Origin of the sequence: Sorangium sp. So ce406, from assembly GCF_051474675.1 — a bacterium.
In the GTDB taxonomy this organism is placed as follows: Bacteria; Myxococcota_A; Polyangia; order Polyangiales; family Polyangiaceae; genus Sorangium; species Sorangium cellulosum_G.
In genome coordinates, this window is the sequence record NZ_CP150340.1 from 7,825,976 (window position 1) to 7,839,420 (window position 13,445).

The 13,445-nt window shown below is 71.8% G+C and carries 12 protein-coding genes; 4 read left to right on the forward strand and 8 right to left on the reverse strand.

The window, feature by feature from the left end:
- The first annotated feature begins 206 nt into the window (after positions 1-206).
- Positions 207-1,169, forward strand: a complete 963-nt coding sequence (locus tag WME96_RS29025) for a LysR family transcriptional regulator (RefSeq protein ID WP_437284837.1) — start codon at positions 207-209, stop codon at positions 1,167-1,169.
- 22 nt (positions 1,170-1,191) lie between these two features.
- On the opposite strand, the gene WME96_RS29030 is transcribed toward WME96_RS29025, so the two are convergent.
- Complete coding sequence (locus tag WME96_RS29030) at positions 1,192-1,746, reverse strand: hypothetical protein (protein ID WP_437284838.1); 555 nt, start codon at positions 1,744-1,746, stop codon at positions 1,192-1,194.
- 290 nt (positions 1,747-2,036) lie between these two features.
- Here WME96_RS29030 and WME96_RS29035 point away from each other — a divergent pair, with 290 nt between their 5' ends.
- Both WME96_RS29035 and WME96_RS29040 read left to right on the forward strand, forming a co-directional pair.
- Positions 2,037-3,008 (forward strand): aldo/keto reductase, encoded by a 972-nt coding sequence (locus tag WME96_RS29035; RefSeq protein WP_437284839.1) that lies wholly within the window; start codon positions 2,037-2,039, stop codon positions 3,006-3,008.
- Positions 3,009-3,210: 202 nt separating this feature from the next.
- Positions 3,211-4,173 (forward strand): MBL fold metallo-hydrolase, encoded by a 963-nt coding sequence (locus tag WME96_RS29040; protein WP_437284840.1) that lies wholly within the window; start codon positions 3,211-3,213, stop codon positions 4,171-4,173.
- 495 nt (positions 4,174-4,668) lie between these two features.
- Here the strand turns inward: WME96_RS29040 and WME96_RS29045 are convergent, their stop codons facing one another.
- Genes WME96_RS29045 through WME96_RS29055 form a run of 3 tightly spaced genes read right to left on the reverse strand, consistent with a single transcriptional unit; the run spans position 4,669 to position 7,906 of the window.
- Complete coding sequence (locus WME96_RS29045; protein WP_437284841.1) at positions 4,669-5,544, reverse strand: carbohydrate ABC transporter permease; 876 nt, start codon at positions 5,542-5,544, stop codon at positions 4,669-4,671.
- Entirely contained in the window at positions 5,541-6,539 is a 999-nt protein-coding gene (locus WME96_RS29050; protein ID WP_437284842.1) for a carbohydrate ABC transporter permease, read from the reverse strand. The genes WME96_RS29045 and WME96_RS29050 overlap by 4 nt, the downstream gene beginning before the upstream one ends.
- The gene (locus WME96_RS29055; RefSeq protein WP_437284843.1) at positions 6,536-7,906 is read right to left on the reverse strand and encodes an ABC transporter substrate-binding protein; all 1,371 of its coding nucleotides are present in this window, start codon (positions 7,904-7,906) and stop codon (positions 6,536-6,538) included. The genes WME96_RS29050 and WME96_RS29055 overlap by 4 nt, the downstream gene beginning before the upstream one ends.
- Before the next feature lie 288 nt (positions 7,907-8,194).
- Between WME96_RS29055 and WME96_RS29060 the strand changes: the two genes are divergently transcribed.
- Positions 8,195-9,412: a cytochrome P450 gene (locus tag WME96_RS29060; RefSeq protein ID WP_437284844.1), complete on the forward strand. Its 1,218-nt coding sequence runs from the start codon at positions 8,195-8,197 to the stop codon at positions 9,410-9,412.
- Between the two features lie 87 nt (positions 9,413-9,499).
- On the opposite strand, the gene WME96_RS29065 is transcribed toward WME96_RS29060, so the two are convergent.
- From WME96_RS29065 to miaB, 4 genes are all read right to left on the reverse strand, one after another.
- Positions 9,500-10,963, reverse strand: a complete 1,464-nt coding sequence (locus tag WME96_RS29065; protein ID WP_437284845.1) for a VanW family protein — start codon at positions 10,961-10,963, stop codon at positions 9,500-9,502.
- 213 nt (positions 10,964-11,176) lie between these two features.
- Positions 11,177-11,377, reverse strand: coding sequence for a sulfur carrier protein ThiS (gene thiS, locus WME96_RS29070; protein ID WP_437284846.1), 201 nt, complete (start codon positions 11,375-11,377; stop codon positions 11,177-11,179).
- The gene (locus tag WME96_RS29075; RefSeq protein ID WP_437284847.1) at positions 11,374-11,946 is read right to left on the reverse strand and encodes a gamma carbonic anhydrase family protein; all 573 of its coding nucleotides are present in this window, start codon (positions 11,944-11,946) and stop codon (positions 11,374-11,376) included. Before WME96_RS29075 ends, thiS begins: the two co-directional genes overlap by 4 nt.
- Position 11,947: 1 nt before the next feature.
- Positions 11,948-13,429, reverse strand: a complete 1,482-nt coding sequence (miaB, locus tag WME96_RS29080; protein WP_437284848.1) for a tRNA (N6-isopentenyl adenosine(37)-C2)-methylthiotransferase MiaB — start codon at positions 13,427-13,429, stop codon at positions 11,948-11,950.
- Positions 13,430-13,445: the final 16 nt, after the last annotated feature.

Below are 13,445 nucleotides of genomic sequence, written 5' to 3' on the forward strand. Positions count from 1 at the left end.
GCAGCGCTGGAGCGCGAGCCCGAAGCCCTGCTGGACCCGGGCCCCGCCCCGGCGCGGCCACAGGACCACCTTGATCCTTTCCACCATGGAGGAGAACGGCGCCGATCGCCGAACCAGCTTTTCGAAAAAGTTGAAGATGACCGCCCTCGCCGCTACCCTGCGCGCCTCGCGGCCGATCGAGGTCGGATCCGCGTCGGGAGCGGGCGATGGTCGAGCTCGAGGACATGCGGCTGTTCGTTTGCGCCGTCGCGAGCGGCAGCCTCTCGGCGGCGGGGCGCGAGCTCGGGTTCTCGCCGGCCGTGGCGAGCAAGCGCATGACGCGGCTGGAGACGGCGCTCGGCGTGCGCCTCCTCCAGCGCAGCTCGCGGCGCCTCACGCTCACCGGGGAGGGCGCGACGTACCACGAGCGCTGCGTCGCCATCCTCGCCGACGTGAGCGAGGCCGAGCTCGCTGTGTCGGCCGGCCAGGCCGAGGCGCGCGGCGTGCTGCACGTGTCGGCGCCGGTGGACCTCGGCCGGCAGTGGATCGGGCCGGCCGCGGCCGACTTCGCCGCGGCGCACCCGCAGCTCCGCGTGCGCGTGAGCCTGTCGGACCGCGTCGTGGACCTGCTCGAGGCCGGCGTCGACGTGGCCGTGCGCATCGGCGCGCTGGCCGACTCGCGCCTCGTCTCGCGCCGGCTCGCCCGGAGCCGCCGCGTGCTCTGCGCCGCGCCGGCCTACCTCGCGCGCCGCGGGTGGCCGCGCGCGCCCGCGGACCTCGACGACCACGCGTGCATCGTGCTGCAGCGCCCGGGCATGCGCCCGCTCTCGTGGACCTTCCGCACCCCGCAGGGCCTCCACACCGTCCGCCCCTCCGGCCGGCTCGTGGCCGACAGCGGCGACCTGGCGCGCGACTGGGCCGTCGCGGGCCACGGACTGGCCTTCAAGTCGATCTGGGACGTCGCCGCGGACATCGACGCCGGGCGCCTCGTGCCGCTGCTGACCGACCTGCCCGCGCCGAGCTCGGCCGTGAACGTCCTCTATCCGAGCCGGCGCTTCCTGCCCGCCCGGGCGCGGCTGTTCGTCGACTTCCTCCAGCAGCGCTTCGCCGCGCACGAGGCCGCGGTGCTGGCCGCCGCCACGCCGCGCGCCGAGCCGCCTTCACCGCCTCGCCGCCAGCGCCGCGCCTGAGCCGCGCTCCCCTCCCCGCGCGCTACACAGCGCCGATCGCCGCCAGGAACTGCTCCCTCTCCTCGGCCGTCGGGCGCCGCCCCGAGAGGTAGCGCCGCTGGTGCGCGCGCGCCGCGGCGAACGACGCCTGGTTCAGGATCGTTATCGGCACCCGCGGCGCGTACAGGCTCGTCACCTCGAGCTGCGTCGTCCCGCCGGAGCCCGGCGAGAAGCGGGACGTCACGATCCCTCGCGACCAGAGCATGTTCTCCTCGAACACGTCGGCGCTGATGACGACGACATCGGGCGATTCCCGCTGCGCCGAGTACCGCGCCGTCTGCATGAAGGCGCCGATGCCCGGGAGATCCACGCTCGTCCTGAGGACGAAGCTCGGCTCCCGGTACGATCCCGATTGCATCGTGCACGCGGTGCCGGGGAAGAGCTCCCGCGCCTGGCCGTGCTGATCCCACCACAGGGCGGCGGCGTCGAGCGGGTCGATGTGGCCGATATCGATCGTGAACCGGACGCCGCGCATCCCCCGCGCCTCGTCGTGGACGTCCTCCGCGTGCTGGATCTCCGTGTCCTCGTGCTGCCACATGGTCTTCTCCTCGCCCCTCGCAAAAGAGCGTATGTGAAGCACGCCAGCGCATCAAGGAAGCCGCTCCCGCGCCGGCGCGGCTCTCCCGCGCTGGCCGCGCGCCGCGCTCCCACCGCGCCCTCGCCACCCCGCGCGCGGCCCGCAGCGCGGCTCCCCCGAGCTCGCCGACGCGCTCGGATCCCTCGCCCGCCGGGCCGGCTTCACGGCGCGCGGCTCCGGCGAAACCTTACCGCGCGTTCAGCATCCGCATATGGCGCGCTGGCGGGCCGCCTTGCTACCCTCCGGTCGCCATGAACTACCGCAATCTCGGACGCACTGGCCTGAAGGTCAGCCCACTCTGCCTCGGCACGATGAACTTCGGCCCGGAGACCAGCGAGCAGGACAGCTTCGCGATCATGGACCGGGCCCTCGAGCACGGGATCAACTTCTTCGACACGGCCAATGTGTACGGCCGGAAGCGGGGAGAGGGGATCACCGAGCAGATCGTCGGCCGCTGGCTCGCCCGGGGCGGCGAGCGGCGGGAGCGCATCGTCCTCGCCACGAAGGTCTATGGCCCCATGGGCGAGGGGCCGAACGAGCGGCGCCTCTCGGCCTATCACATCCGGCGCGCCTGCGAGGCGAGCCTGCGCCGCATGCAGACGGACCATATCGATCTCTACCAGATGCACCACATCGACAGGGAGACGCCCTGGGACGAGATCTGGCAGGCGATGGAGCAGCTCGTCCGCGAGGGCAAGGTCCTCTACGTGGGCAGCAGCAACTTCGCCGGCTGGCAGATCGCGCAGGCCAACGGCCTCGCCGCGCAGCGCCACTTCCTCGGCCTCGTGTCGGAGCAGAGCCTGTACAACCTCAACGCGCGCACCGTCGAGCTGGAGGTCCTGCCCGCGTGCCGCGCGTTCGGGCTCGGCGTCCTGCCCTGGAGCCCGCTCGCCGGCGGCCTGCTCGGCGGCGCCCTCCAGAAGGCGCGCGAGGGCCGGCGCGCGTCCGCGGACGCGCAGGCGCGCATCGAGAAGGCCCGCCCCAGGCTGGAGGCCTACGAGGCGTTCTGCGCCGAGCTCGGCGAGAAGCCGGCCGACGTGGCCCTCTCGTGGCTGCTCCAGAACCCCGTCGTGACCTCGCCCATCATCGGCCCGCGCACCGCCGAGCAGCTCGACGGCAGCCTGCGCGCGCTCGAGATCAAGCTGACGCCGGAGCACATGAAGCGCCTCGACGAGATCTTCCCGGGCCCCGGCGGCGAGGCGCCGGAGGCCTACGCCTGGTAGCTGCGCTCGCGAAGAGTACGCGGCCCCCTCTCGCCCTCCCCTCTCGCGCCACGCACGCCCGCCTCGCGCCGCGCGCGCCGCTCCCGCACGCGGCAACAGCGCCGTCGGACGGGCCGATTTCGATTCCAGAGCGGCCGGCGCATGACCTACGCTCCGAGGCCCGTAGACGCGCCAAGGGGCGCTCGGGCACGAGGGGGTATCCATGGCCGGATGGCGGTATGAACAGGGGCTGCACGACGTGGGCAACGGCTGCTTTGCCTATCTCCAGCCGGCGGGCACCTGGGGGCTCAGCAACGCGGGCCTCGTCACCTCGGACGGCGAGGCGCTGCTCGTCGACACGCTCTTCGACCTGAAGCGCACGCGCGAGATGCTCGACGCCATGCGCGCGGCGACCCCCGCCGCGGCGCAGATAGGCACGGTCGTGAACACCCACGCGAACGGCGACCATTGCTACGGCAACGCGCTCGTCGCCGGCGCGACGATCGTCGCCACGCGCGCCAGCGCCGCCGAGATGGACGAGATCCCCGCGCCGATGCTCGCCACGATCATGCGGCAAGCGCGCAGCGGCGCCGCCGGCGCGCTGGGCGATTACCTCCTCCATTGCTTCGGAGCCTTCGATTTCGACGGCATCGCCCCCACCGCACCCACCCGGGTCTTCGACGGAGAGCTGACGCTCACGGTCGGGGCCAAGGAGGTCCGCCTCCTCGAGGTCGGCCCCTCGCACACGAGCGGCGATTTGCTGGTGCACGTGCCCGCGGATCGCGTGTTCTACACCGGCGACGTCCTCTTCATCGACGTGACGCCGATCATGTGGGCAGGGCCGGTCGGCAACTGGATCAAGGCCTGCGACGCGATCCTCGCGGCCGACGTCGACGTCATCGTGCCCGGACACGGCCCCATCACGGATCGGAGCGGCGTGCGCGCGGTCCGCGACTACCTCGTGTACATCCGCGACGAGGCGCGGCGCCGCTACGACGCCGGCATGTCCCCGGCCGACGCCGCCCGCGACATCGCGCTCGGCGACTACGCGAGCTGGAGCGACGCCGAGCGCATCGCGGTGAACGTGCACACGCTCTACCGCGAGTTCAGCGGAGGAAAGCTCGCGCCGCCCGGCCTGCTCGAGATCTTCGGCCTCATGGCCGAGCTCGCGCGGAGGCCGCGCTGAAGGAACCAGAAGAAGACGATGGTCATCCATCCACCAGGGCAAGGGTGAAGAAAAGATAAGCCAAGAGCACGCCAGTCGTCCCTGGCGACAGGCGATTCGCGGCGTCTGTCTACCGCGTCGCCCGGGCTCGCCCCCGGCTCCGTGTTGGAGGAGGAGACGAACCGCAGAGGCACAGGGATCACAGAGGATGAGGGACCAGAGTCATTCTCTCTCCTCTGTGCCCTCTGTGCCTCTGTGGTTTCTTATCCTCATGAAACCAGGGACGAGCCGTCACAACGCGGCGCGAGGCCGCGCGAAGGGGGCGCCGCCAGCCGCCGTGGACCGAGAGTTTCCCCCGAGAGCGACTCCAGGTCAAGCGACGTCGAGGACGTGCGCGGACAGGAAATGTCCATTCCGGGGCGTCGCCGTCGCGCTCACGTTGCGCGGCGTTTCAAGGCGTTTCTCGACGTCGTGCCCCGCGTCGTCGCGCCCGCGTCGTCGCGCCCCGCGCGCCGATCACCCCTTGAGGCCGGTGCGGGCGACACCCTCGATCACGTACCGCTGCGCCGCGATGAACACCGCGAGGATCGGGACGCTCGCCACCATCGCGCCGGCCGTGACGAGCGCATAATCGGTGGCGTGCGCCCCTTGCAGCAGCGCGAGGCCGGGCGACAGCGTGAGCTTGTCCGTGTTGAACAGCACGTAGATGGGCCAGAGAAAGTCGTTCCAGTTGCTCAGCAAGCTGAGCACCGCCAGCGTGGCCAGCGCCGGCTTCGACAGCGGCAGTACGATCTTCCAGAACACGACCAGCCGGCTCGCGCCGTCGAGCGCCGCCGCCTCCTCGAGCTCCCGCGGGAGGCCGAGGAAGAACTGGCGCAGGAAGAACACGCCGAACGCCGAGGCGGCCGGCGGCACGACGAGCGCCGGGAGGCTGTCGAGCCAGCCGAGGGCCCTGACGATCAGGTAGTTCGACGGCAGGAACATGATCGGCGGGATGAACAGCGTGGAGACGATCGCCGCGAGCACGAGCCGCTTGCCGCGGAACTCCATGCGCGCGAGCGCATAGGCCGCCGGGGCCGCCGTGGCGAGCACGAGCAGCGCGTGGGCCACGGCGGCCAGGATGCTGTTCAGCAGCCAGCGGAACACGGGCGCCCCGGAGCTCGCGCCCGCGAGCGCCTCGTAGCTCTCCAGCGTCGGCCGCGCGGGGACGAGCGTGGGCGGCACCGCCGTGGCCTCGGGCGGCGACTTCAGCGAGGTGAGCGCCATCCAGATCACCGGGGCCAGATAGACCACCGCGAGCACGATCAGCGCGGCGTACGACAGGGCCCTCTCGATCTTCCGCCGGCGGACAGGGCGGCTCCCCGCGAGCGGCGCGAACGACCGGAGGTTCACTGGATCTCCTCGTCGCGGCCCCTGCGGAAGAACAGGAGGAACATGCCGATGTTGACGAGCGCGAGCAAGAAGGCCTGGACGTAGCTCATGGCCGCGGCGGTGCCGAGCCGGAAGTTCCGGAACCCCTCCTCGGCGATGTACATGATGGTCGTGCGGGTCTCGCTGCCCGGCCCGCCCCCGGTGACCAGGTACGCCTGCCCGAACATGTTGGCCGACGCGAGCACGGTCATCGTCACGACGAACACGAACACCGGCCTGAGCCCGGGCACGGTGACGTGGCGGAACTGCTGCCAGCGGGTCGCGCCGTCGATGCGCGCTGCGTCGTAGAGCTCGTGGTGGATGTTCTGCAGACCGGCGAGGTAAATCACCGCGTTGTAGCCGAGGGTCCACCACACCGTCATCCCCACCAGCGAGACCCACACCCACGGGACCGCCGTGGTCCAGCCCGTGTCCGAGGGCAAACCCATCTTCCCGAGCAGGTGATTGACCACGCCGATGTGCGGGTCGAGCAGGAGCCGCCACATGAGCGCCACGACCGCCACGCCGAGCACGTAGGGCGCGAAGAACATGGCCCGGAAGAACGAGCGGCCCGGGAAGCGCTGGTTGAGCGCGAGGGCGAGCAGCAGCGGGAGCGTCACCAGGACAGGCACGCTCAACGCCGTGAAGAGCGCCGTGGCCCGCAGCGCGCGCCAGAAATTGCCGCGGATCGGCGAGCCGGACCGGAACAGGTCGGCGTAGTTGTCGAGCCCGACCCAGGGCCTTGTCGGCAGGAACGGGTCCCAGTCATGGAGGCTGAGCCACACGCCGAGCACGATCGGCACCACGACGAAGAGGCCGAACAGCGCGAGGTACGGCGCGAGGAACAGGTACGGCGCCCACCGCCCCGGGCGCGCGGCGTCGCGCCGCAGCCGGCCCACGCCAGGAGCAGCGCGCGGCGCGCCGCCGTCTGCGGCGACGCGGCCGGGCTCCACGAGGGGTACGTCGACCGTTGTCACAGCGCCCTCCCGAACTTCCTGAGGTTGTGCGAGAGCAGCGCGTCGGCCTCGCGGGCGGCGCGGTTCAGGGCCTCTCTCGGCGGGGACCTCAGCAGCACGGCCTCGTTCACCGCGAGATCGAGGGTGGACGCGCGCACCGAGTCGACGCCGGCGATCGCCGGCGGGAAGCGGACCACCGGGATCTGCTCGGCGAAGATCGCCTGTTCGGTCATGCGCTGGAACGCGGCGCTCTCGCGGGCCTCGCGCCGGGCAGGCACCATGCCGGCCTTCGCCCACTCGAGCGAATGCCGGCTCAGCCAGTCGACGAAGACCACCGACGCCTGGAGGCGGCCCTGGCCGGACGCGGGCTGGCGCGGGAGAACGAGGTTGTGCGAGTTGCCCCAGACCGCCCGCTGCGCGCCGATCGTGGGCACCGGGAGGACGCCCCACTCGAGCCCGGGGATCGCGCGGTAGACGTTGATCATCCAGATACCATTCCAGATGAACGCGTTCCGGTTGTTGGTGAAGGCGACGCTGTCCGCGTCCTGGCCGACGTCGCGGGGGCTGTACCCCCGCTGGATCAGCTCGAGCATGAAGCCCAGCGCCTCGACGCCGGCCTCGGAGTTGAAGGTGGCCCGGGCGCCGTCCTCCGAGAACAGCTCTCCGCCGGCCTGCCACAGGAGCGACTGGAACATCAGCCCTCCGGTGAACAGGACCGGCGACACCCACGATCCCTGGATCCCCCGCTGCTTGAGCTGCTCGAGCACCGCCATGTAGTCGCCCCGGGAGCGCGGCAGCGCAGCGTCGCCGAGGCCTGCGTCGGCCAGCACGGCGCGGTTGTAATAGAGGCCGAGGGGGTGCACATCGAGGGGAATGCCGTAGCGGCGACCCCGGTAGACGCCGGCGTCCCAGAGCGTCCGGGAGAAGTCGCCGGCGCCGAGGCCGAGCGCGTCGGTCACCTCGTCGAGCGGGACGAGGGTGCGGTGGACCGCCGCCGTGGCGAGCTGGTCCGCGTGCATGACGGCCACGTCAGGGCCATTGCCGCTGTCGACCGCGGCGGGGAGCTTCTGATAGAAGTCGCCCCAGCGGGTCACGCTCATCCGCACCGTGATGTTGTCGTGCTCGCGGTTGAACCGCTCGACGAGCCGCTCCATCGGCGGGCGGTCGCCCCCGGTGAAGCCCGTCCAGAAGGCGAGATCGATCGCCGGGCCGGCGTAACCCCGGCTGCCGCCGGCCGCGATCGCGGCCTGATCGCGCACGTCGACCGGCTCGCCGCGACAGCCGAGCAGCAGCAGGCCCGCGGTCGCCCCCACGCCGGCGAGGAGCGCGCGACGGCCCGGCAGCCGCTCGGGATCTCCACTCGTCCCCGGTGCTCGCGCCCTCTGCATGTGCTCTCTGCTCACGTGATCTCGCCGCAGAGGGCTCGCTTCCGGCGCCTGGCCTGCGACCGAGCCGGACCGTGGCTCACCCCCGATCCCCCGGCTGCCGCGGCGATTTACACCGATGTCATCCACCGTCCCAGTGGAATATTCCGGGAACGCAAGAACGACCACGCGATGCTCCGGAGTTACCGTTATGTCCTTTCTTCGGTCCGGCGATTTTCTCCGGCGATGTTGCCTTCACCAGGCCGCATGGTATGCCAGACCACAAGCTGAGCTTGCTTCGTGGAGGGAACCATGAGTCACGCGTTCAACCTCGCCTCGCCCGAGTTCACGCAGAATCCCTATCCGGTCTACGCCGCGCTCCGCGAGAAGGCGCCTGTGTGCCAGGTCGATCCGGGCGGCTTCTGGGCGGTGAGCCGTTATGACGATGTCGTCTATGTCCTCAAGCACCCGGAGCTCTTCTCGTCCGACACGATGGTGGCGAGGACGAGCCGGCAGGACGAGCGGCTCCAGCGCGAGCCGGTCGCCGTCAGCGACGTGAACCTCCTCATGAGCGATCCGCCGGTCCACACCAGGGTGCGCCAGCTCGTCAGCGGCGCGTTCACGCCGAGGGCGATCGCGCGGCTCGAGCAGCGGGTGCGGGAGATCACGACCGAGTACCTCGATCGCATCCTCGCGAAGGACACCTTCGACATGATGGAGGACCTGGCCGTGCCGCTGCCGGTCACGGTCATCTCCGAGATGCTCGGCGTCGATCCGGCGCGCCGCGAGGACTTCAAGCGATGGTCCGACGACGCCGTGAGCTCGGGCGTCGGCCAGCTGAGCGACGCGGAGGTGGAGCGCGTGCTCCGGAGCCGCCGCGAGATGCGCGCCTATTTCCACGAGCTGATCGCGGAGCGGAAGCGGCAGCCGCGCGAGGATCTCATCAGCGACCTCATCCGCGGCGAGGTGGAGTACGGCGAGCTGAAGGGGGACGACGTGCTCAGCATGGTGGTCCTGCTCCTGATCGCGGGCAACGAGACGACGACGAACCTCATCGGCAATGGCACGCTCGCGCTCCTCGAGAACCCCGACGCCCTCCGCCGCCTCCGCGAGGACCCGTCGCTGATCCCGGGCTTCATCGAGGAGGTCCTCCGCTACGAGGGGCCCGCGCAGTTCCTGATGCGGCAGGCGACCCAGGACGTGACCCTCTCCGGCGTCACCCTCCCGAAGGGCGCGATCGTCGTGCCGATCATCGCGTCGGCCAACCGGGATGCCGCGCAGTTCTCCGATCCGGACCGGTTCGACATCGCCCGGGAGCAGCGCGGCAACGTGGGATTCGGGTTCGGCATCCACTTCTGCGTCGGCGCGCCCCTCTCGCGGCTCGAGGGCAAGATCGCCTTCGAGGAGATCTTCCGGCGATTGCCGCCCTTCTCGCGGGAGCCGGAGCCGGTGGTGTGGCGCAGGATGTTCAGCCTGCGCGGGCTACAGAGCCTCCGCCTGCGCTTCGACCGGTCCGCTCGCAGCGCCTGAAGCGGCGCCCCCCGCGCTCCCTGGAGGGCGCGCCCACGCGATGCGACGGAGGAGCCGCGGCGGCGCACGGGACCTCCGCGCCGCCGCTCACATCGAGAAGCCGTCGCCCTGCGCCTCCGGGGACGCGGCCTGCGCCTCCCGCGTCTCCGCCGGGAGCTCCCCCTCCTGGAGCTCCTCCACCGCCCTGGCGTGCTCCGGGAGCTCCGGGAGCGTCGAAGGGTCGTAACCCGGAGCGACCCAGAACACCTCGGGCGCGGGCTTGTACTCGCTCGTATAGCTGCGCTCGCCGACCCGGCCGTCCTTGTACCGGACCTTGACATACGACCTCACGTCGTATCCGCACGAGCCCTTCTGGTGGCGGCGCACCTTGCCCTCCGACAGCTCGGATTTCACGTAGATGCGGCGGATGAAATCGTCGGTGTGCTCGGCGTCGATCTGGTGGACGACCTCCGCCACCGGGTCGCCGCCCAGGATCTCCACGCGCAGCACCGTGGGCGAGGGCAGGTAGGCGTGGATCATGATCGGGAACGGGAGCGTGTTCCTGATCTTCAGGTCCGACTCCGGGTAGGTCACCATCGCGTCGAGCCCCATCGGAATGTAGGCGCTCGGGCGCGAGTGGCTCTGGCGGTCCGGCGTCTCGAGCGCGCCGAAGAGCGACGCGGCGAAGAGCGTGCTGGAGACCTGGCACGTCCCCCCGCCGTAGCCGGGGACGGTCTCGTCGCCGAGGATCTCCGGGGCGATGGTGAACCCGTTCTTGCGCGTCCGCGGGCCGACATGGGCGTTGAACGAGAAGGTCTCGCCGGGCGCCAGGATGGTGCCGTCGATCTTCGACGCGGCGTTCTTGATGTTCACGGCGCGCCCGGCCTCCTTGCCGTGCCGCTTGAACTTCGTCTCGTACGCCGCGACGACCCGCGTCACGTCGACGCTCACCAGGTCGTCGACGACGACGGCCGGCGCGATCGTCCGGACCGCGAGCTCGATGCGCTCCTCTTCTTCGTACGACTCGTGAGCGCCGGCCCGCAGCGCCTTCAGCGACGCGTCGACGTCGAGCTCCCGGCCCGCCTGCTCGGGGATCTTGCGCCGGTTCGCGAGGTCGAGGCGCGCGTCGCGGGGCGCCCGGTAGACCTCGGGGGCGAGCCGCTCGAGCAGCGCGCGGGCCTTGTCCTCGTCGACCGCCCAGACGAGCGGCACGTCGATCGCGCCGCGCCGCGCCCGCCGCGCCTCCCGGATCCGCCGCGCCCAGGGGCCCTCGTGGCCGACGCGCTGCGCGGCCGCGAGCGTCTCGTCGACGTCGATCTCGACGCCCGCCTCGCCGAGCGTCGCGGTCAGCTCCACGTCGTCGTGGCGGAGCCGGATCTCGCGCCCGCGCAGCGCGTCGCGCCGCGCCGCGAGCCAGGCCGCCGGCGAGGCGCCGTCCGGCACGAAGCGCTCGCCGATCGAGAGGCCGTGGACCACCGGCGACGCGGGCAGCGCGCCGCGCACCGCCAGGGCGGCGCCCACGCCGGCCGACCCGCCGAGCGCCAAGACCAGGACGAGGGCCCTCGTATCCATGGCAGCCAGGCATCGTAGCCGGATCCCGGACGATCTGGAAGATCGCTAGAGCGCCGTTTGGCAGGGAAGAGGGGAGGAGAAGAAAACGCAAAGGCGCAAAGACGCAAAGACGCAAAAAGGCAAGAAGATTTTTTATCTTCTCTCCTTGCGCCTTTGCGCCTTGGCGCCTTTGCGTTGAATCTCTCCTTACAGGAAGGGCGCCGCCGGGCAGCCTCAGCCGCCGCCCACGAAGTGCACGATCTCGATCACGTCGCCCTCGGCGAGCTCGGCCGCCGTGTGCTCGGCCCGCGGCACCACCTCGCCGTTGCGCTCGACCGCCACCGGCCCCTCGGTCAGCCCGAGCATCTCGACGAGCCTCCGCACCGTCACCGCCGCAGGCACCTCGCGCGCTTCCCCGTTCACCGTGATGTTCATGGCTTCTTCACCTCGTGCGGCGCGACGCCCGGCGCTCCGGCCGCCGTCGCGGCGAGCGCGGCCCGGAAGCGCCGCGCGTTCTCCACATAGCTCGCCGCGCCCATCCTGCCGAGCTCGGCCTGGTCCGGCCGCACCTCGCCGATCACCCGGGCCGGGTTGCCGCGCACCAGCGACCGCGGCGGGATCACCTTGCCGGGCGGCACCACCGCGCCCGCCGCGATCACCGAGCCCTCGCCGATCTCGACGTTGTCGAGCAGGATGCTCCCCATCCCGATCAGGCACCCGTCGCCGACGAGGCAGCCGTGCAGGATCGCGCTGTGCCCGATGGTCACGTCGGCGCCGACGATCGTCTGGGACACGCCGGCCGTCAGGTGCAGGCACGCGAGGTCCTGCACGTTGCTCCGCGGGCCGACGCGGATCGCGCCGATGTCCCCGCGCAGGACCGCGCCGAACCACACGCTCGCCTCGTCGCCGAGCTCCACGTCGCCGATCACCGTCGCGTTCGGCGCCAGGAACACGTCGCGCCCGAGCCGCGGCGACACGCCGTCGAGGGCCAGGACGAGCGCCACGTCAGCCCCCCCCGGCCGCGACAACCGGCAGCGAGCGCCGGGCCGGCCGCCCCGCGTCGCCCCGCGGCTGCTGTCGCGCCGCGGCGCGCGCCGCCTCGGTGAGCTCGGCCTGGAGCGAGTGCTTGTTCGCCCGCGCGATCGAGACCTCGACGACCTCGCCGAGCAGGTCGAGCTCCCCCGCGCCCTCGATGTGCGCGATCTCGTGGCGCCCCGTCCGGCCGGACCAGAGCGCCCCGCCCGCGCCGCGCTCACCCCCGCGCTCCTTGTCGCGCCCCTCGACGAGCACCTCCTGCGTCGTCCCGACGAGGCCCGACAGGTGGGCGGCGAGCAGCGCCTCGCTCTCCTCGAACAGGCGCGCGAGCCGCGCGCCCTTCACGTCCTCGGGCACGTCGTCCGGCAGCTTCAGCGCGGGGGTGTGCGGGCGGCGCGAGTACTTGAAGCCGAACAGCCCCTTGAACCCCACCTCGCGCACGAGCGACAGCGTCGCCGCGAAGTCGTCCTCCGTCTCACCCGGGAAGCCGACGATGATGTCGGTCGAGAGCGTCAGCCCGGGGACGGCCTCGACGAGCGCCCGCGTCCTCGCGACGTACTCGGCGCGCGTGTAGCGGCGGATCATCCGCCGGAGGACGCGATCGCTGCCCGACTGCACGGGCATGTGCACGTGGCGCGGCAGCACGGCGAGCTCGGCGTGGGCGAGGACGAGCGACGGCGTGAGGTGCCGCGGGTGCGGGCTCGTGTAGCGCAGGCGCGCGAGGCCGGGGACGTCGGCCGCGATCCGCCGGAGCAGCGCCGCGAACTCGCTCTCGTCCGGGTCGTCCGCGCTCGCGCCCGGGGCCCGCGGCAGCGCCCCGAGCGGGTCGCGGTAGCTGTTCACCGTCTGGCCGAGGAGCGTGATCTCGCGCGTCCCCGCGGCCACGAGCGCGGCGATCTCGGCGACGATCTCGTCGCTCGCCCGGTACCGCTCCGGCCCGCGGGTGTACGGGACGATGCAGAACGAGCAGCGCTCGTCGCAGCCCTTCATGATCGTGACGAACGCGGTCGCCGCGGCGCGCGTCGAGGGCGACGGCGAGGCGACGAGGAACCGCGGCGCGTCCAGGTCGAACACCGTGCGCGCGACAGGCAGCCCGCCGAGCGCAACGTCGCCGAGCAGGCCGGGCAGCTCCGGGATGTTGTCGGGCCCCACCACGACGTCGATCGCCCGCATCTGCTTGAGGAGGCGCTCCCCCTCCTGCTGGGCCACGCACCCCGCCACGACGACCACGCGCTCGGCGCGCTCCCGCTTCCAGCGCGCGAGCCGCCCCACCTCGCTCCGCAGCTTCTGCTCGGCCTTCTCGCGCACGCTGCACGTGTTCAGCACGAGCACGTCCGCCTCCTCGGGGCCGCCGGCCTCCGTGTAGCCGGCGCGGCGGAGCACCTCGTGCATCCGCTCGGAGTCGTGCACGTTCATCTGGCAGCCGAACGTCGTGATCGAATACCGGGGCATCGAAGCGATGCACCCT

Bases quoted from the DNA above. Each gene is read 5' to 3' on its own strand.
- WME96_RS29025 (WP_437284837.1), top strand. From the start codon at position 207: ATGGTCGAGCTCGAGGACATGCGGCTGTTCGTTTGCGCCGTCGCGAGC.
- WME96_RS29030 (WP_437284838.1), bottom strand. From the start codon at position 1,746: ATGTGGCAGCACGAGGACACGGAGATCCAGCACGCGGAGGACGTCCAC.
- WME96_RS29035 (WP_437284839.1), top strand. From the start codon at position 2,037: ATGAACTACCGCAATCTCGGACGCACTGGCCTGAAGGTCAGCCCACTC.
- WME96_RS29040 (WP_437284840.1), top strand. From the start codon at position 3,211: ATGGCCGGATGGCGGTATGAACAGGGGCTGCACGACGTGGGCAACGGC.
- WME96_RS29055 (WP_437284843.1), bottom strand. From the start codon at position 7,906: ATGCAGAGGGCGCGAGCACCGGGGACGAGTGGAGATCCCGAGCGGCTG.
- WME96_RS29060 (WP_437284844.1), top strand. From the start codon at position 8,195: ATGAGTCACGCGTTCAACCTCGCCTCGCCCGAGTTCACGCAGAATCCC.
- WME96_RS29065 (WP_437284845.1), bottom strand. From the start codon at position 10,963: ATGGATACGAGGGCCCTCGTCCTGGTCTTGGCGCTCGGCGGGTCGGCC.
- thiS (WP_437284846.1), bottom strand. From the start codon at position 11,377: ATGAACATCACGGTGAACGGGGAAGCGCGCGAGGTGCCTGCGGCGGTG.
- miaB (WP_437284848.1), bottom strand. From the start codon at position 13,429: ATGCCCCGGTATTCGATCACGACGTTCGGCTGCCAGATGAACGTGCAC.